Origin of the sequence: Amycolatopsis albidoflavus, from assembly GCF_039525725.1 — a bacterium.
Taxonomy (GTDB): Bacteria; Actinomycetota; Actinomycetes; order Mycobacteriales; family Pseudonocardiaceae; genus Amycolatopsis; species Amycolatopsis albidoflava.
The window spans coordinates 451,254-469,282 of record NZ_BAAAHV010000017.1 but is presented as its reverse complement, the minus strand read 5'-3'; the positions used below and the strand labels follow the sequence as shown (position 1 = coordinate 469,282).

At 68.2% G+C, this 18,029-nt stretch carries 13 protein-coding genes; 7 read left to right on the top strand and 6 right to left on the bottom strand.

Going from position 1 to position 18,029, the window contains the following annotated elements; all coding sequences use genetic code 11:
- Nucleotides 1-119: 119 nt before the first annotated feature.
- The 5 genes from ABD156_RS29735 to ABD156_RS29715 are packed head-to-tail and all read right to left on the bottom strand — an operon-like array spanning nucleotide 120 to nucleotide 9,168.
- Entirely contained in the window at nucleotides 120-4,172 is a 4,053-nt protein-coding gene (locus ABD156_RS29735) for a TIGR02680 family protein (protein WP_344281013.1), read from the bottom strand.
- Nucleotides 4,169-5,410, bottom strand: coding sequence for a TIGR02678 family protein (locus tag ABD156_RS29730; RefSeq protein WP_344281010.1), 1,242 nt, complete (start codon nucleotides 5,408-5,410; stop codon nucleotides 4,169-4,171). The genes ABD156_RS29735 and ABD156_RS29730 overlap by 4 nt, the downstream gene beginning before the upstream one ends.
- Nucleotides 5,407-6,945 carry a TIGR02677 family protein gene (locus tag ABD156_RS29725; protein ID WP_344281007.1) on the bottom strand — a complete coding sequence of 513 codons (1,539 nt, stop codon included), beginning with the start codon at nucleotides 6,943-6,945 and terminating at the stop codon, nucleotides 5,407-5,409. Before ABD156_RS29725 ends, ABD156_RS29730 begins: the two co-directional genes overlap by 4 nt.
- Before the next feature lie 50 nt (nucleotides 6,946-6,995).
- The gene (locus tag ABD156_RS29720; RefSeq protein WP_344281004.1) at nucleotides 6,996-8,231 is read right to left on the bottom strand and encodes a TIGR02679 family protein; all 1,236 of its coding nucleotides are present in this window, start codon (nucleotides 8,229-8,231) and stop codon (nucleotides 6,996-6,998) included.
- 46 nt (nucleotides 8,232-8,277) lie between these two features.
- Nucleotides 8,278-9,168 (bottom strand): LysR family transcriptional regulator, encoded by an 891-nt coding sequence (locus ABD156_RS29715; protein ID WP_344281001.1) that lies wholly within the window; start codon nucleotides 9,166-9,168, stop codon nucleotides 8,278-8,280.
- 111 nt (nucleotides 9,169-9,279) lie between these two features.
- Here ABD156_RS29715 and ABD156_RS29710 point away from each other — a divergent pair, with 111 nt between their 5' ends.
- From ABD156_RS29710 to ABD156_RS29685, 6 genes are read left to right on the top strand one after another with little or no spacing between them, the layout of a single operon-like run.
- Nucleotides 9,280-10,446: a CaiB/BaiF CoA transferase family protein gene (locus ABD156_RS29710; RefSeq protein ID WP_344280998.1), complete on the top strand. Its 1,167-nt coding sequence runs from the start codon at nucleotides 9,280-9,282 to the stop codon at nucleotides 10,444-10,446.
- Nucleotides 10,447-10,449: 3 nt separating this feature from the next.
- Nucleotides 10,450-11,622 carry an acyl-CoA dehydrogenase family protein gene (locus ABD156_RS29705; RefSeq protein ID WP_344280995.1) on the top strand — a complete coding sequence of 391 codons (1,173 nt, stop codon included), beginning with the start codon at nucleotides 10,450-10,452 and terminating at the stop codon, nucleotides 11,620-11,622.
- A gap of 13 nt (nucleotides 11,623-11,635) precedes the next feature.
- The gene (locus ABD156_RS29700) at nucleotides 11,636-12,799 is read left to right on the top strand and encodes an acyl-CoA dehydrogenase family protein (RefSeq protein ID WP_344280993.1); all 1,164 of its coding nucleotides are present in this window, start codon (nucleotides 11,636-11,638) and stop codon (nucleotides 12,797-12,799) included.
- A gap of 14 nt (nucleotides 12,800-12,813) precedes the next feature.
- Nucleotides 12,814-13,671, top strand: a complete 858-nt coding sequence (locus tag ABD156_RS29695) for a 3-hydroxyacyl-CoA dehydrogenase NAD-binding domain-containing protein (protein ID WP_344280991.1) — start codon at nucleotides 12,814-12,816, stop codon at nucleotides 13,669-13,671.
- Complete coding sequence (locus tag ABD156_RS29690; RefSeq protein WP_344280988.1) at nucleotides 13,668-15,149, top strand: CoA transferase; 1,482 nt, start codon at nucleotides 13,668-13,670, stop codon at nucleotides 15,147-15,149. The genes ABD156_RS29695 and ABD156_RS29690 overlap by 4 nt, the downstream gene beginning before the upstream one ends.
- A 1-nt stretch (nucleotide 15,150) precedes the next feature.
- Nucleotides 15,151-16,032 carry an SMP-30/gluconolactonase/LRE family protein gene (locus tag ABD156_RS29685; RefSeq protein ID WP_344280985.1) on the top strand — a complete coding sequence of 294 codons (882 nt, stop codon included), beginning with the start codon at nucleotides 15,151-15,153 and terminating at the stop codon, nucleotides 16,030-16,032.
- Nucleotides 16,033-16,311: 279 nt separating this feature from the next.
- Here the strand turns inward: ABD156_RS29685 and ABD156_RS29680 are convergent, their stop codons facing one another.
- Nucleotides 16,312-16,911, bottom strand: coding sequence for a TetR/AcrR family transcriptional regulator (locus ABD156_RS29680; protein ID WP_344280982.1), 600 nt, complete (start codon nucleotides 16,909-16,911; stop codon nucleotides 16,312-16,314).
- 119 nt (nucleotides 16,912-17,030) lie between these two features.
- Here ABD156_RS29680 and ABD156_RS29675 point away from each other — a divergent pair, with 119 nt between their 5' ends.
- Nucleotides 17,031-18,020 carry a fumarylacetoacetate hydrolase family protein gene (locus tag ABD156_RS29675; RefSeq protein WP_344280979.1) on the top strand — a complete coding sequence of 330 codons (990 nt, stop codon included), beginning with the start codon at nucleotides 17,031-17,033 and terminating at the stop codon, nucleotides 18,018-18,020.
- Nucleotides 18,021-18,029 lie beyond the last annotated feature (9 nt).

Sequence of the window (18,029 nt, the reverse complement as noted above, 5' to 3'; positions counted from 1 at the left end):
CTCCGTTGGCTGGCTTTACATGACGGTAAGACATGTACACCTCGATTGACAAGAGGCGATGAAATGTAAAGTTGCCACGGCTGGGTGAATCCGCAGGCGGAGCGGTCAGCGAGCCGCGGTCACTCCGCGTCGATCGACCGGAGCTGGTGTCCGTCCCAGGTGAAGCGGGCAGTGGTGACCGCGTCGTCGCCGTCGGCGCCGGTGATGAGCTGGTGGATCCCGATCCCGCTGAGTTCCGCGTAGACGCACCATTCGTGGTCGGACGTGAGCATGAGATCCAGGTCCAAGGCGGACAAGAGGGCGAACACCTGGCCGCGGTTCGTCGTGTCGACGCCGACGAAGACCTCGTCGAGAAGGATGACCCGGGGCGCCTCCGGCACGGCCTGGTAATGCGCGGCGACGGCGGCGAAGAGCGGCAGGTGAAGGGCGATGGCCTTCTCCCCGCCGGACAGCGCGCCGTGCAGTTTCCGGGTCAGCGGCTGCCAGCCCTCGCCGTTGGCCCGGTCGACCTTCACCACGAACCGGTGCCAAGCGGTGTAGTCGAAGACCTTGGCCAGCTGCTGCTCCCAGCCGGTGGCGGTGTCGTCGGCCTTGGCCTCCTCGATCCGGTCGCGGAAGAACTGGTGCAGGGATTCCCGATCGGCCGCGGTCAGCCGGACCGGATCTTTCAGCAGGAGGTCGCGGGCCGCTTTCGTGCCGGGCGGAAGGTCGGTGGCGACCTGCCAGACCAGCCGGACCGCGACCTTCGACGCGGTGCGCACCTGCTCCAGCCGGTTGTTCATGTTTTCGACCAGTTCGTTCGCCTGGCGGATCCGCGCGGCGAGGTGCCGTCGTGTGTCGCCGGTGAGCGTCTGGTCGAACAGTTCTCGTTCCCGCTCGGTGATCTCGCGGCGGCTTTCCTCGGCTTCTGCGTGCAGGATCTTCAGCAGTTCGGCCGCTCCGACCCGGATCCCGTCCACCACGGCGGTGAAGATCTGCACGTCCTCGTCGGTTTCGAGGTCGAGGTCGGCACGGGTGTGGAGGACGTCCCGGCACGTGTGCATGGACTCGGACAGCCGGTGCAGCGCGTCGCCGATGTTGCTCTGGGAGTGCGGGACACTCGGCCAGGCAGCGGTTACCAGCCGAGCGGCATCCAAAGCGGCGCGCACGCCGTCGCTTGAATCGAGGAAACTCTCGAATCGCTCAAGGTCGTTCAGGCCGCTGTCCGCGGGGAACACCCCGGACGCCAGCCTGCGAAAGCGGAGCGCTGCCGCATCGCGGTCGGCCACCGCTTTTTCGTGTTCGGCCGCGTCTGTCTCCTGGCGGTTGCGCCATTCCCCGACCTCGATCGCCAACTCGGTATGCCGGCTTTGCGTGGACTTCCGCGCGGTTTCGAGTTCGTCGAGGTGTACGCGAAGCTTTTCGATCTTGGCCGCGACCTCGCGATACTCGACGCCGGCGGTGCTGTCTACTGCCTCGAGGGTCGCGGCTAGCTCCAGGTACTCCTCCTCTGCTTCCCGCGCTTCTTCTGCCCGCTGACGGGCATCGCCGGCAGATCGGTCCGCCTGCGTGGCCAAAGAGGAGAGCACCTGCCGCGCCGAGCGCAGTCCGTCGTGGCTTTCCAGCCAGTTCTCGCACGCGGTGCGGAACGCACGGGTGGCCGAGGCGAGATTCGCCAGCGCGGCCCGTTCGGCGGGCATCCCGTATTCGGCGGCACAGGCGGTCAGCGTTCGCAGGGCATCCGCGACCTCGCGTTCTCGCCTGCCTACCCGATCGATGCGCTCGCGCACGAGCCGATCGGCCGCGGCGAGCCCGATCTCCGCCCGGTCGAACTGCCTGGTGGCGGCGTTGAGGACAGTGTGCGGAGGCAGGCTCGCTCGCTCGTCGCGCACGGTTCCCCGGCGTAGGGACAGCGCGGACAGTTCCGTCTCGACGTCGGCTATTTCCTTGTCCAGCAGGAGAATTTCGTTCCGCAGTTCCTCGATCCGCAGCTCGCGAGCGCGTCGGCGGGCAGCCGCGCCGATGTAGGCCGGGCGCTCCTTGCGCCAGCTGCCGGTGAGGTTTCCGAGCCGCCACGATCCGTCCGCCCCGATCGCGGCGGGGCCTTCGGCCGGCAGCACGTCGCCGAAACCCACCGAAGCGAGCAGCCTGCGCATCACGGACGCAGGGACCTCGCCGTCGGGCTCGGGGGAAAGGACATCCGCGAGCGAACGTCCGGCCGCCGCGGGCAAGGAGTCCGGGTCGGCGAATACGTCGTGTCCCTGGACCTCTCCGCGCGAGCCGACCCAAGCGTCCAGCAGTCCCGCGCCTTCGAGAGCGGCTTCGATTCCGGCACGGTCGCCCTCCGGACTGGCGGCGGAGAAGTCGACAAGCCGCCACAACGGCGCACCGGTCATCCGCGTTCGATCAGCGGTGCGGGTCGGCGGTGCGGGCGGGGGAAGGTCTTTCTCGGACTGGAGCCGGGCGATCTCCGCGCCGGAGTCGTCCCGTCGCCGCCGCAGTTCGGCCGCCCGCGCTTCGCGGGAAGCTTCCTGCCGGGTGATGTCCTCCAACGCCGTGTTGACCGCGCGCTCCGCCTCGGCGTTCAACGCCCGCTCTGATTCGAGGAGGTCCAGCAGCAGGTCAGGCTCGGGAAACGGCAGTTCCCGGCAGGCACTTGCCCACGCGAGCGCATCGGTTCGCAGCTGTTCCAACGCGGCTGTCCGCTGCTCCGCGGCAAGATCCAGTTCTTCCTTCGCCGCGGAGAACGCCGACCTCGCTTGCTCCAGTTCCTCCTCCGCCTGGCCTCGTCGCTCGACGGCGCGCTCGTGGCCGTCCAGCCCTTCCTCGACTGCCCGCAGCTGCTCCTCCCGGCTTTGCACGGCGGCGCGCAGCAACGGCCGGGCCCTGGCCGGGTTGTCGCCGTCCAGCTGCGCCGCGATCTCGCCGTGCCCGCTGGGCATCCCGGCGCGTACGGCGGCCTGCCGGGTTTCGTCGGCCAGGTTCCGTACGTGCTCCGTCCGGAGGCGGACGTCTTGTTCCGCGATGCTCCTGTCTCGCTCGTCTTCCTCCGCTGCCTTTTTCTTCCGGCTGGACTCGGCCAGCAGCCGCTCCGCCCGGGACTTGGCTTCGCCCGTTCGCCTGCGAAGAAGGTCCAGTTCGGACCCGCGCTGGTATGCCTCGCTCTCGATCAGTCCGGTCTTGCGAGCCGACGAGGTGCGGATCTGCTTGGCCAGTTCTTCGATCTGCTGCTCGGCGGCTTCCTTTTCCCGCGTCGCGGTTTCGTACCGGGCCGCTGACTCGTGCGCTGTCGAGGCTCGCTTCTCCATCTCGGTGGTGGCTGAGGTGAGCGCGCCCGCGCCGGCGCGCAGCACTCGCTGGGCGTACGTCCGTTGCCGGGCGGCCAGCGCGCGGGTCGATTCGACCAGCTCCTCCAGCTCTTTCAGCCGCTCGTGATGTTTGTCCAGCCTTTCGAAGCCTTCGGCGAGGTCGGCGATTTCTTGCTGGCCCAGCGGCGGGAGCGCCTTGGAAAGCAGATCGGACAGCATGCCCGGGTCCAGCCGCTGCGACAGCTTCGGCATGCGCAGCTGGAGCAGCGCGAGGATCAATGCGTCGAACCGCTGTTCGCTCAGCCCGGGGAAAAGCGTGGTGCGGACTTCGGCCCGGTAGTCGGTCGCGTTCCCGTGGAGCGTGCCGTCGGCGCCGAGCCGTTGTTCGAGCACCTGCCGGGTCAGCGGCTGACCGGAATCGTTGACCAGGCTGAGGCCGCCGGGGACCCCGATCCGCTGGGACGTCGTGAAATAGTCCGGGTGCACGGCCGAGGTGCGGGAACTGGCCTGAAGCCGTGCGCCGCAGGTGAACCGCCTCTCGGGGGTTCCCGGGAAACGGAACTCCAGCCAGACGTATCCGACCCGGGTCACGCCGGTCGCGCCTTCGCCCATGAGGTTCCAGTGCATCGTGCGCTCGCCGGTGCCGAACGTGGACAACCTGTTCGCGCGGAGGCTCGCGTCGAAGAGGAACGGAAGGAGCAACTCGAGCGCTTTCGACTTGCCGCTGCCGTTCGGGCCCCGGAGCAGGAGCCGGCCGTGGTGGAATTCGAAGACCTCGTCGTAGTACCGCCAGATGTTCAGGATCCCGGCGCGCGCCGGTCGCCAGCGGTCCGCCGGACGGGAGAACGAGTCCTCGGCATGCCGGGGGAGTTCGGTGACCGTCATCCTGACGCTCCTTCGGAATCGGCGGTCCGGGCCTCGCGGACGGTGTAGCGCGCCGCCGCCGGAAGCGGCCGGGCGATTCCGGAAGACAGCTGCGCCAAACCGAAGGCCATCAGCACCTCGATCGCGTCGGCGGCCAGCCGCTCGGCGCCGTCCGGACCGCGATATCCCTCGGCCCATCGGGGAAAGCGGCTGAGCAGTTCGCCCGCCTGGATCCGCAGCTGCTCGACAGTGACCGGACCAGTGAGCGTTTCCAGCAAGAGAAGTGCGGCCACTTTCGCGTTGCCCGCGTCGTCGGGGAACCGAGAATCCGTCGCGACGCTCTCGACGTCCACCAGCAGCACGCCCTCCGCGCGCTCTTCCAAGACAAAGCCGCCTTGTTCGGCGGCCCGGCGGAGCAGCTGCCGTCCGGTGGGCGAGGCGAGGTACGCGCGTTCGGCATCGCTGAGGTCATCGAAGTAGAGCACGGGATCGTCGACCAGCCGGCGGAAAACCGAGTGCCGGAGCCACAGATTGCGCTGCACCTCCGATTGCCCGGGGCGATCGCTGTGCGCGCTGGAGACGCCGTAACGACGTTCGCGGGAAACCGCGGCGAGGAGTTCCTCGAAGCGAAGCGCGACTTCGTCAAGCGGCACTTCGAGACGAGAAGGCCCGATCGGCGCGGACAACAATCGCAGCACCAGCGTGCCGTCGATCTGGTACAGCACCTTGGCTTCGGCCGATTCGACGAACGCTTCGGTCGAGCCGTCGACCGCGTCGAGGACGCCGTAGTGCTCCAGCAGCCGGAGGACGTCGACCAATGCCCTTCGTTCTTCGCGGCTGGCGGTGTCCAGCGTCGTGATCGCTTCGTCGGCGGCGGTGGCTTGAACCACTCGCTTCGCGAGCAGCCCGATGGTGGTCACCGGCGTCGCGAGCAGCTCCGCCGCGGTAACGCACAACAGCACGTAACGGCGCCGGTCGAACGGAGCTTTGCCGGAGCGGAGCCGGCGCAGCGGTCGACGCGGGTCGTCGGCTACCCGCACCTTGGCCAGGCGCGCGTAACCGAGCCTCGGCTCGATCGTCAAGGGCCAGCCGCAGTAGTAGTCGAACCATTGCCGGATCGGTTCGCCGCGCCGCCGGATCAGGTCGAACGCGTCCGGCTTGCCGCGCTCGGTGATCAGCGGGGCGGCGAGGAGCTGACGGATTCCCAGCGAGACCTCCTCGCGCTCGGCCGCGGCCAGTTGATTCGCCAACTGGCTCATGAGCCGCCTCCGCTCGCCCGGCGGGCCTGGCTGCTGCCCGCGGCGCGGATCTCGATCTCGTAGTCGGGGCCGTGGAAGAGCCCGCGCGGAGTGGAAAGCTTTGCCACGGCACCGTCGGCCGACGGTCGAAGCAGAATCTCGATCCGGCCGTCGGAAGTCGTGCTCTGGCGGACACCGCCTCGCCCCGGGGCGGTTCCGAGGGCGCGGCCGAGCAGGTCGAGCAGCCTTTCGAACACGGCGTGGTCGAGCCTGTCGAAGGCGGAGAGCCGGATCGGCCCGCCGGTGTCGAGCAAGTCCCAGGCGGCTTCCAGCTCGGCTCGCTCCGCACGGGCCTGTTCCGCCCTCGCTGCCTTGATCGCGGCGACGTCGCGGACCTTGCCGGTGCGGCTGAACCGTTCAGTTTTCCCCGAGGTGCGCAGCAAGGGGGAGACCTCGACCGGCGGCGCTTCTTCCCATGACGTGCTCGAACTGATCAGCTCGGGATCGGGATGGGCGAGATGCGCGTGCCGAGCCGGGCTGAGCCCGAAAACCGTCGACCACAACCGGTGCAGGTCGCCCTGCGCGGGGACGACGGCGAACCACCTGGCCAGCTCGCGGAAATCGGCCGCCGCGCTGCTGGCCCGGCGTCGTGACTCGGTGATCCGATCGAGAACTTGCAGCAGCGTGATGATCGCGCGCCGGGCGACGACATGCAGGTGCTCGGCCCGGGGCGTCGACCCGTCCGAGGGCAGGAACCAGGCGCGGAGTCCGTCCCACCGAGCCCGGCGACGCGCCAGCCATTCAGGACCGGGATCGGCTCCCGACAGCCGGGGGAGATCCGCCCCGGCCAGCGCGCGCTGGTGCATCAGCCCGGCTCCGCGGTCTTCGACCCGCTGGATCCGGACGCCGATCGTGTGCCTCCGCTGCTCCAGATCGGTCAGGAATTCCTCGAGATAGGCCACGGTGGATGCCTTGACCTCGTGGAAGGTGGCGAGGGTGGTTCCTTCCGAACGCAGCAGCCGCTGCAGTTCGCCGTTGAACTGCTTGGTGTTGGCGCGCAACGCTTCGAGATGGCTTTCCAGTTCGGTCAGCGTGGTGAACACCCGGCGATCCGAACCCGCGTCCAGTTCGCGTGCCAGGTCGGCGAGCCGGTCGGCGATCGCGTCGAGAACCGCTGTCTGCAGCGCTCCGGCCGACGCGAGCATGCTCATCGCGTGCACGACGCCGGCGAACGCGGCTTCGCCTTGCCGCGTCAGGGAATACTGCAGGTTGCGCCGCTCGTACTCGGTGGCCGAGCGGTAGTTCTCCGAATGGTTTTGGACGATGTCGACGAGATGCCACGCGTGAAGCTGTTCCAGCGCGCGCCGGAGTTCCTCGTCTTCGAGCGCGTCGAGCCAGCCGACCGAACGCAGGCGGGCCCGGACGTCGTCCAATCCGAGGGAAGTCTCCAGCCGCTCGTTCGCCTCGCCGAAAGCGTGCAGCACCGACACGTACAGCCCGGCCAGGTCTCCGCTGGTGAAGCGGAACATCTCAGGCGGGACACGGATCGGGTCCATGCGTCCTCCTGCCATCGTCACCGGCAACGGTACGGGAGGGCACCGACACTTCAGCCGTTCGGCCGCGGCGCACCCGGCTGCGAGATCGGGTGCTCGATGATCTCGTCCAAAAGTCTGTCGGCGACGCGCTCTTCCGGCACCGTTTTTCCTTGCTCAGCCAGATGATTCGCCAGTTCCGGATCCCAGGGAACCGGGGTCGCCCGTCCCGTCGGAGGGCCGTCGGCGACCGCGGCGAGGTAGTCGGCGCTCGTCATCCGCCAGGGCTTCGCACCGGTTCGGGCTACGACATTCGCGGCGATTCGCAGCCCGTCGCCATCGAAATCACCGTGGTAGTAAAGAACTGTTCCGAGTTTCGCCAGCTGCTTCAACAAGGCGACTCCGGCGCTGCTCGGCCAGCCGGAGGTGCACACCAGCGGAGGACAGGACCTGCCGAAGCGAGCCAGCGCGAGGGCCAGCACGCTGGGATTCTCGAACACCCAGACCGCGCTCGGCGCGGCGGTCAGCCTGCTGCCGCGGAGCTGCTGCGACGTCAAAACCGCCGCGGTTCCCGCGTCGCCGCACGCGTCGAGGATCCGGCCGACGACGTGGTCGCCGGGGAGCCGGAGCCCGGCCGCGAGCACGGTTGACGACAGTTCGTCGTCGGCGATGCCCGCTCGTTCCCACAGCGCTCGGCGTTCCGGCGCGTCCGCCGGCGGCGGCACGTCGTAGATCGCGGTCAGGGCTTTGAGGACGAGATTCGCGGTGCGGGTGCCGTCGTCCAGCGCATGAGTCGCGTCGAGCACGGAATCGGCGAATACCGGCAGCGGCACCCCCGTGGCCGGCAGTTCGGAAAGCACGCGCAGCGCCCGTTCGAGTTCGAGCCGGGTGCGTTCGATCGAGCTCTCGATCAAGCCCGCCCGGCGAATGCCCGCAGTCCAGGACCGCAAGGCCGGTTGCGCGGTGACCACGGGATGGCCGTCCAGCCAATCCCACAGACCCGCGCGGGCTTCAGCGGCCGTCCGGCGATCCTCGGCGCGGTTGCCGATCGGGCCGACCAGCCTCGCGACGACTTCGCGCGCCCCGGCTCCGACGGCCTCGCGAAGGGTCTCGTCCAGCCGGGCAAGGGCGATGTTCGTGTACTCGCCGGGAAACTGTGCCAAGCCGAGCAGGTCGGCGACGGCCGTTTGCTGCTCGGAATCGAGCGGGCCGACCCGGACGCGGCTGACCGGAAGTCCGGACGAGAGCCTGGCGTGCACCGCTTGCCACACCGGAGCCAGTGCCGCGGGAAGCTGGCCGACAGGGTCCACTGTGGCGAGTGTAGGGGTCGTGAGCGGCAATACCCGGTTCAGACGCTCACGAGACGCGGGCGTGCCGCAGCACCTCGACCACCGGGTCCAGCCGAGTGTCGGCCGTCCGCCGGATCAGGAATGTGGTCAACGTGGCGACCAGATCGTCGATCGGCAGGACCGCGCATTCGTTCGGGTCTAGTGCCAGCACGGTCGCGGATTCGATCGGTACGAGCGTGAAGCTTTTGGTGCTGCGCAAGAAGATCAACAGCCCGCTGACGTCGGAGAACTGCGCTTCCGGATCGACCAGCACGCCCTTGGCGGCGAGCTGCTCGGCGCGCCGGGAGCCGAGATCCCAGTGCCGCGGACCTTGCAGGTACTGGAATCCGCGCAGGTCGGCGAGAGTGAGCGAGGTCCGGCCGGGGAATCGCGACGCGTCCACCACGGCGCCGAGCGGTTCGCGGTAAAGGACGATGGTCGACAGCCGGTCGTCGGAAGTTCCCAGGTGGGACACGGCGAGGTCGAGCGAGTTGCTGAGCAGCGCGGATTCCATCCCGAGCGACGGCATCTGCCGCAGCGTGAACCGGTAGGAGCCGTCCAGCGCGCGGATCGATTCGCTGAGCTGGCGGCGGTGCGCGGGATTGAGCACGTCGGGGATGGCGAGGCGGATGTCGGCGCGCTGGTCGCGGGTGCGCATCCGGGCGGGGATGGCGTCGAAGCCCGAAACGACCGATTCGGCGAGCGGCAGCAGTGCCTCGCCCGCCTCGGACAGCCGGGTGTGATGGGTGGAGCGGTCGAACAGCGGCTCGCCCAGTTCACGTTCGAGGTCGCGAATGCGCTGGCTGAGCGGCGGCACGGACATGTTGAGCGACCGCGCGGCGCGGGTGAAGTTCAGCTCGCGCGCGACCGCGAGGAAGTACCGCAGGTGGTGAATCTCCACGACCAGCAGCGTACCCACGGTGTTATCACCGTGGTCATACCGATCTGATGCACTCGGTCATTCCCTTCTGGTGAGCAAGCGCTTAGCGTCAGTGGTGAAGCAAAGATCGTCAACGGGAGGACCGCGAAGATGGATGCCACCGGACCGCTTTCCGGGGTTAAGGTGCTCGACCTGTCGTCCGCGGTGATGGGCCCGTACGCCACGCAGATCCTCGGCGACTTCGGCGCCGACGTGATCCGGGTCGAACCGCTGCGCGACGTCGCCCGGCACTCGCCGGCCAACACCGGCCGCACGCCCGGGATGGCCCCGCTGTACATGCAGGTCAACCAGAACAAACGCAGCATCGAAATCGACCTCAAGGACCCCGCCGGCCGCGAAGACCTCTTCGCCCTGCTCTCCGACGCGGACGTCCTCGTCACCAACATGCGCGCCGCCGCGCTCGACCGGCTCGGCCTCGGCTACGAGCAGCTGCGCGAACGCTTCCCTCGCCTCGTCTACGCCCACGCGCAGGGTTTCGCGCCCGGCTCGTCGCGCGCCAACCGGCCCGCCTACGACGAGGTCATCCAGGCCACGTCCGGCCTGGTCAGCCTGCAGGACCGGGCGGGCGGCACGCTGCAGTTCGTCCCGACCTTCATCGCCGACAAGACCGCCGCGCTGTATCTGCTCAACGGCGTGCTCGCCGCGCTCTTCGACCAGCAGCGCACCGGCAAGGGCCAGCAGGTCGAACTGGCGATGGCCGACGCGATGATCGCGGTCAACCTGGTCGAGCACCTGGCGGGCGACGTTTTCGTCCCGGCCGCCGGCGACGTCGGCAACCCGCTTTCGCTCAGCGACACGCACGCCGCGATGCGCACGGCCGACGGCGGCGCGATCGCCGCGGTGCCTTACACCAACGACGCCGTGCGGACGCTGCTGATCGGCGCCGGCCTCGACGACGCCGCGGCCGATCCGGCCTGGGACTCCCCGGTGATCGACCGGGAGATTTTCACCGCGGGGGTGGAGAAGGTCTTGGCCAACTCCGCCGGCCGCACCACCGCGGAGTGGGAGGAGTACCTGACCGCCCACGACGTTCCGTACGCGGTCGTCGTCGACATCGCCGACCTGCCGACCGACCCGTACGTGCAGGAAGTCGGGCTGATCACCGAGCGGGAACACCCGACCGAGGGGACGATCCGCGTAGTGGAGAGCCCGCTGCATTTCTCGCGGACCCCGGCCGGGTTCCGCAGGCACGCCGAACGCGCCGGAGCGAGCACCGCCGAAGTCGTCGGAGCCGTACGCACCACTGAAGGGGTTTGATCCATGGATCTCGAACTGTCGAAAGAGGACCTCGCGTTCCGCGACGGATTGCGGGAGGTGTTCCTCGGCGCGATTCCGGAGGAAATCCGCAAGCGCAGCGCACTCGGCCTGATCACGCGCGACGACATCGTCACCAGCCAGCGGATCCTGAACGAGCACGGTCTCGCGGTGCCGCACTGGCCGACGCAATGGGGCGGCCAGGACTGGACCCCGACGCAGTCCCACATCTACGCCTCCGAACTGCAGCGCAACGCGGTGCCGCAGCCGCTCGCCTTCAACGCGAGCATGGTCGGCCCGATCATCGCCGAGTTCGGCAGCGAGGAGCAGAAGCAGAAGTTCCTCCCCGCCACCGCGAATCTCGACATCTGGTGGTCGCAGGGCTTCTCCGAGCCGGAGGCCGGTTCGGACCTCGCCGGGCTGCGCACCACCGCCCGTCTTGAGGGTGACCACTACGTCCTCAATGGACAGAAGACCTGGACCACCCTCGGCCAGTACGGCGACTGGATGTTCGTGCTCGCGCGGACCAACCCGGACGCGCCGCGCAAGCAGCAGGGCCTGTCCTTCCTGCTGCTGGACCTGAACACGCCGGGCATCGAGCGCCGGCCGATCAAGCTGGTCGACGGGTCCGCCGAGGTCAACGAGTTCTTCTTCGACAACGTGGTGATCCCGGCGGAGAACCTCGTCGGCGAGGAGAACAAGGGCTGGACGTACGCGAAGTTCCTGCTCGGCAACGAGCGCAACGGCATCGCCCAGGTCGGCACCGGACAGCGGATCTTCGCCGACCTCGCCGCCGCAGCCGCAGATCTGCCCACAGAGGACGGTCCGCTCGCTGACGACGCGGAGTTCCGCGCCGCCATGCACACCGCGAAGACCACGCTGCTGGCGCTCGAAGCGACCCAGATGCGGGTGACTGCTGCGTCGGAAAACGGCCAGCCGAGCCCGGTGTCGTCGCTGCTCAAGATGGAGGGCACGCAGGCCCTGCAGGCGCTCACGAAGCTGCGCATGCGCGCGGCCGGTTCCGACGGCATGCTGCTGGACACCGAATCCCCGGTGAAGGCCGACGAGGCCGCGGTGGTGGCCGCGGCGCAGTACCTGAACCAGCGGAAGCTGTCGATTTTCGGCGGCTCCAACGAAATCCAGCGCGGCGTCATCGCGAAGACGATCCTCGGTCTGTAAGGGACGGCGACTCATGAACCTCGAATTCAACGAAGACCAGAAGCTGCTGTTCGAGACCGTCGACACGGCGGTCGGCCGCGGCTACCCGGCAGGCGGCCGCGCGGCCGCGACGAGCAGCGAACTCGGCTGGAACGACCAGGTCTGGAACACCCTCGGCGAACTGGGTCTCGCCGGCCTCCCGATCTCCGGCGACCACGACGGAGCCGACGCCGGCCCGGTCGAGGTCTACGCGACGCTGGAGGCGATGGGCAAGCACGCGGCGGCCGAACCGCTGCTCGACGGCGTGTTCCTGCCGTCGTGGATCATCACCGAGCTGGGCACTGACGACCAGGTCAAGGCGCTGCTGCCGGTGCTCGCAGCCGGTGGCACCACGATCGCGGTCGCGCACGCCGAGCCGGGACGTCCGTGGGGCGTCGCGCCGTCGGTGTCGGCGGCCGGTTCCGCGCTGACTGGCGTGAAGTCGCCGGTGCGCAACGCCGATCAGGCCGACAAGTTCCTGGTCACCGCGGTCGACGAGAACGGCCGCACCGGGGTGTACCTGGTCGAGGCGACCGCTGAAGGCATCACTCGGGTCGACGGCCGGGCCGCGGACTGGGGCCACACGTCGCAGGTCGAATTCGCTGGTACGCCAGCGGTTCTGCTCGGCACCGCGGACTCCGACGCACCGGCTGCGTTGCGTCGCGCGTTCTCGCGGGCGCGGATCGCGGTGACCGGTGAGGCGATCGGCCTGATGGAGACCGGGCTCGCGATGACCGTCGAATACCTCAAGACCCGCAAGCAGTTCGGCGTTCCGCTGGCGGCGTTCCAGGCGCTCGTGCACCGTGCCGCCGACCTGTACGCGAAGGTCGAGCTGGCTCGTTCGCTGGCGCTGTGGGCCACCGCGACGGTCGAGGCATACGACAAGGGTGCGTCCACAGTGGACCTCGACGCCGTGGCTGACGACGCGTTCGTGTTCGTGTCCGACGCGGCGACCGCGACCGCCGAGGAGATTGTCCAGCTGCACGGCGGGATCGGAATGACTTACGAATCAGAGGTCGCGCACCACGCGGCGCGGCTGATTGCCATTACGGAGAGTTACGGCGGAGTGAGCGCGGCCCGTCGCCGCGCGCTAGCGTCGGACGCGTTGCTGACGCCGCCGAGCGCGCTGCTCAACAACGCGGACGCGGTCACCGCCTGAGAAAGGAGTGCGCCATGCCGGTCGTCGCGATCGTCGGCGCTGGGGTCATCGGAGTGTCGTGGGCTCGGCTTTTCGCCGAGGCGGGCTGGACGGTGCGAGTCACCGATCCGCGCCCGGACCTGCGGGAAATCGTCGATCGAGACCTCGCCGGGCTGCCCGCCACGGCAGTCGCGGACCTCGCGGAAGCCGCTGACGGCGCCGACTTCGTCCAGGAGTCGGGCCCGGAGCGGATCGAGCTGAAGCGGGAAATGTTCGCGACGCTCGCCGCCGCCACGCGCGACGACGTAGTACTGGCTTCCTCCTCCTCGTCGCTGTTGCCCTCGGTGATCGCCGAGGGCAACGCGGCGGCGTCGCGGATCGTGATCGGGCACCCGTTCAACCCGCCCGAACTGATGCCGCTGGTCGAGGTGGTGCCCGGGGTTTCGACCTCTTCGGAGACCGTGGCGAAGGCTGTCGAGGTCTACCGGGGCCTGGGCAAGAAGCCGATCACGCTGAAGAAGGAAGTGCCCGGCTTCGTCGGGAACCGGCTGCAGAAGGTCTTCAACGACCAGGCGATGTACCTCGTGCAGCAGGGCGTGATTTCCGCGGCGGACCTGGACGAGCTGGTCAAGGCCTCGCTCGGGCCGCGGTGGGCGACCATCGGGCCGTTCGAGAGCATGCACCTCGGCGGCGGCCCGGACGGGATCCGGCACCTGGTGGGCCACGTCGGCTCGCAGATGAAGTTCGAGATCGGCCGCCCGGACCGGGAACACCTCGACGCGGTGATCGACGAGGTCGAGCAGACCTACGGCACCGCGGACACGTACGCGTCGAGGGTCGAAGCGCGAGACAGCCGTACCCGCGCGCTGCTGGACGCGCTGGAGAAGGAATGACTCTCACCGAGCACCTCGAAGCCGCGCTCGCCAAGCCAGCCACCACCGACGAGTACGACCCGCACCAACCGCTGGCGGACTTGCTCGGCTCAGTCGGCCTGCAAGAATCCGACGCCGGCGGCCGGATCGAGTTCACCGGAGCAGACCCGATCCTGCCGGGCGCACTGCGACTGGCCGGGGCGACGTCCATCGCGCTGGCGGCGAAATCCGTCGCGGTGGCGAAAATCTGGCAGTTGCGCGGCGGACGCGGGCAGGACATTTCGATGGACCTGCGAACCGCGCCGCACCGGCTGTGCCCGTTCTACGACAAGAAGTGGGAACTGCTCGACGGCTATCCGCAAGGCGATCCGGCGCGCGTCGACCCCGCCTTCGGCACGGATCGGTTCTACTCCACTTCGGACGGACGCTGGGTGCACCCGATCAGCCCGTACCCGAAGCTGCGCAACGACGCGGCCGCGCTGCTCGGCGTCCCCGAACGGGATGCCGTGGTGCGGCAAGCGATCTCGCAGTGGAACTCGTTCGAACTGGAGGACGCCGCCGAGGCCGCGGGCGTCATCATGCCGGTGGTGCGCACGACCGAAGAGCTGATGGCGACCGAGCAGTACCAGTCGGTGCTGTCGACGATGCCGCCGGTAATCGTCGAGCGGATCGGCGACAGCCCGCCGGAACCGTTGCATCCCAACCCTTCCACGCCGCTAGAAGGAATTCGCGCCCTGGGCCGAGCACACATCATCGCAGGCGCTGGCTGTGGCCGGGCGCTGGCTTTGCATGGCGCGGACGTCCTGAACGTCTGGGATCCCGGCGAATACGAACTCCCGCTGCTCTATGCGACGTCCAATGTGGGCGTTCGCTCCACCCGCCTCGACTTCCGCCGCCCGGCCGACCAGGAGCGAATGCACTGGCTGCTGACCGGTGCCGACATCTTCTACGCCAACCGCCGCCCGGGATATCTTGCGCGCCATGGGCTCGACGCGGAAACCGCCGCCGAGATCCGCCCCGGGATCATCCACGCCGAAGTGACGCTCAACGGCAGCACCGGCCCATGGTCCGGCCGCGTCGGCTTCGACCAGACCGCCGGTTGCCTGGCCGGCGTCATGCTGCTGGAAGGCGAGGGCGGCGTCCCGTCGCTGCCCGCGGTGCCGGTGGTGAACGACTACATCACTTCATGGTTCCTGCAGCTGGGAATCCTGCGCGCCCTCATGCTCCGCGCGGAATGGGGCGGTTCTTATCGGGTGCAGGTTTCGCTGACCCGTGTCGCTTTGTGGTTGCTGAGCCTGGGAATCTTCGACAAGAGCTACGCGGCGGAGGTCGCCGGTGTCGCACCCGGACACGAATACTTCGACCCCGAGACGTTCACCGCGGACACCCCGCTTGGTCGCTATCGCGGCGTCACCGAGCAGATCCGGATGTCGGAGACTCCGGGCTATTACACGAATCCTTTGATCCCGAGGGGATCGCACCGTCCAGAGTGGAGGTGACATGTTCAGCGAACTGGTAGTGCTGGGCATTCGCACCGGGACGATTTACCGCGTCGGACTTCCCGACGGGCAGGTTACCCCGCTGTACAAAGAAGGCGGTGTCTCGCCGGACGGCGTTGTCGTCGCCGATGGCACTGTTTATTGGACCACCATGGGAATGCCTACGCGCGACCCTTCGGTGCCAGGCGAAGCTGGCCTCGACTACTCGGCCCGCAATGGCGGCCTGCACGCGGTGTCCTTCGATGGCACCGGTGCACGCGATGTGGTCCCGAATGGAACTCTGACTACCGGGAAACAGTTGGCATACAACGGTTCCCTGTACTGGGGTGACCGGGAAGGCTACCGAATCACCCGGGTACGTCCGGATGGCACCGGGCTCACGGATCTGATCGTGAACGAGCCGGACGACAGCGGGACGCAGGAATGCGTCGGCGTCACTGTGGACTCGACGCATCTTTACTGGACCCAGAAGGGCCCGGCCAAGGGCGGCGTCGGCCGGATTTTCCGTGCTGGGCTGGAGATTCCTTCAGGCGAGACCGCTCGCGACCGGTCCGATGTGGAGACCCTGTGGGACCACCTGCCAGAGCCGATCGACCTGGAAATCCATGGCGGGTACCTGTACTGGACCGACCGTGGCGCGGCTCCGAAGGGAAACACACTGAACCGCGCGCCGCTCCCCGGCCCGGGAGAGAAGGGCGCCGAACCGGAGATTTTGGCGAGCGGTTTCACCGAGGCGATCGGGCTGGCGGTGGATGACGAAGTCGCTTACGTGTCCGACTTAGGCGGGCGGATCACCGCGGTGCCGTTGGCTGGCGGCGAGCCGCGCGTGGTGGTGGACATGGGCGAGTTGTTGTCCGGGATCGCAGGAGTTCAGGCCTCGTAAGCGCCTACGCCGGTTAGAACCCAATGCCGCGCAGCTTAAGCCCTGCGGCATAGGCCTGCGACCGTCCACAAGGGACGCAAAAAGTGACGAAATGCCCGCTTCCTGCCCCTGCGGCCGTTTGCTGAAGTCCGTGAGGGGAACCCTGAGGGACTCTGAGTCCCTCAGGGTTCCCCTCACGGTCAGCGCCTTCGACCCGGGCGGACGTGCTTCAATCGCGCCCGTGGTGCCGCCTCAAGCTACGCGGCATTGGGTTCTACCGGCACAAACAATCGCGAGCAGCTACCGAACCGCGATCCCGCGCAGGATCATCTCCACCATGTTCAGCAAATGCTCCTGCAGATCAAACGGAGCAGCCTCGCTCTCGATCCACGAACTCAGCGTCCCGAAATAAGACGTAGCCAGCAACAACCCAGCCTGCGCCGGATCAATGTCCGCGCGGATCTCCCCAGCCTCCTGCGCCCGCGCGACGAACGTGCCGAACTCGCGGGCCAGTTCCGGGTTGCCGAACACGTTGGTCGAGTGGATCGCCGCGCCCATGCAGGCGATCGTCTCCGCTCGGGAGTCGAGGCTGTTGCGCGCCAGTTCGATCAGGTACCGGCTGAGCACCTCGCGCAGCGGCCGGTCCTCCAGGTTCTCGGCGCGCACCGCGGTCATCGCGCGTTCCCGCCGCCGCAGGCTCCACTCGTCCAGGAACGCGGTCTTGCGCTGGAAGTGGTTGAACACGGTGGCGCGCGCGGTGTCGGCGCGTTCGGCGATGTCCTCCATCGTGGTGTTGTCGTAGCCGCGCTCCACGAACAGCTCCACGGCCGCCTGGAACAGCCGGTCCCGGCGTTCGTGTCGCTGCCTGGTTCGCCGGTCGCCCGTCGCTTCTGCCGTCATGTCTGGCAGTCAACCATCATTTCCTCCCGGCGCCTGCTGAACGCCCCCTTGACGCTACTTACGTCGCGGCATAACTTGGACTCAAGTCCAAACTTATACTCCAGTTCAAGGAGGCGGCGATGCGGCTGGTCACCTACGAATCCGCGGGTACGGCCCGGCTCGGTGTGCTGCACGGCGACGTCGTGGTGGATCCGGCGCGCGTCTTGCGGGCGGCGAAGGCCGGAGCCGAAGTCCCGGTCGAGATGGTCGCCTTCTTCGAGGGCGGGGCCGAGGCGCACGCCAGGGCTGAACAGGCCCTTCAGCTCGCAGACGCTGCGGCGGAAAAGGGCGACTTGTTGATCGACGGAGGCCATCCGGCAGTGCTTCCGCAGGAGGAAGTCCGGCTGCTCGCCCCGGTGCCGAGGCCGCGCCGGATTCGCGACTATCTCACCTACACCCAGCACGCCTCCGGCTCCGGCCTCGCCGTTCCGCCCGCCTTCGCGGCGATGCCGATCTGCTACAAGGCCAACGTCGAGACGGTGATCGGCCCGGAGGAGCCGTTGCTGTGGCCGTCCTACACCGCGCAGCTCGATTTCGAGCTCGAACTCGGTTTCTTCACCTCCGGCGGCGGCAAAAACCTCACCCCGGCCGAGGCTGCCGGACGCATCGCCGGCGTCACGATTTTCAACGACGTCAGCGCCCGCGACATCCAGCTGTTCGAGATGAGCATGACGATCGGGCCCTCCAAAGGAAAAGACTTCTGCACCGCGATGGGCCCGTGCGTGCTCACCATGGACGAGGTCGACGAATGGGCGGTGCAAATGTCGGCGACGGTCAACGGCGAGGTCTGGGCTTCCGGGTCCACAAAGGACCGGCAGTTCTCCTTCGCCGAGGTGCTCGCGTGGGCGTCGCTGGACGAAGACGTCTATCCGGGGGAGTTCTTCGGGCTCGGCACGGTCGGCGGCGGGTGCGGGCTGGAATTGGACCGCTGGATCCAGCCGGGCGACGTGGTGGAACTTGCCGCGTCTGGCGTCGGGGTGCTGCGAAACCCGGTGGGGCAACGGCAGATCCCGCCGGAAGGTGCGGGATTGGCTTCATATCACGGTGCACCCGAGGTGCACCTTCACTAGGAGGTAGCC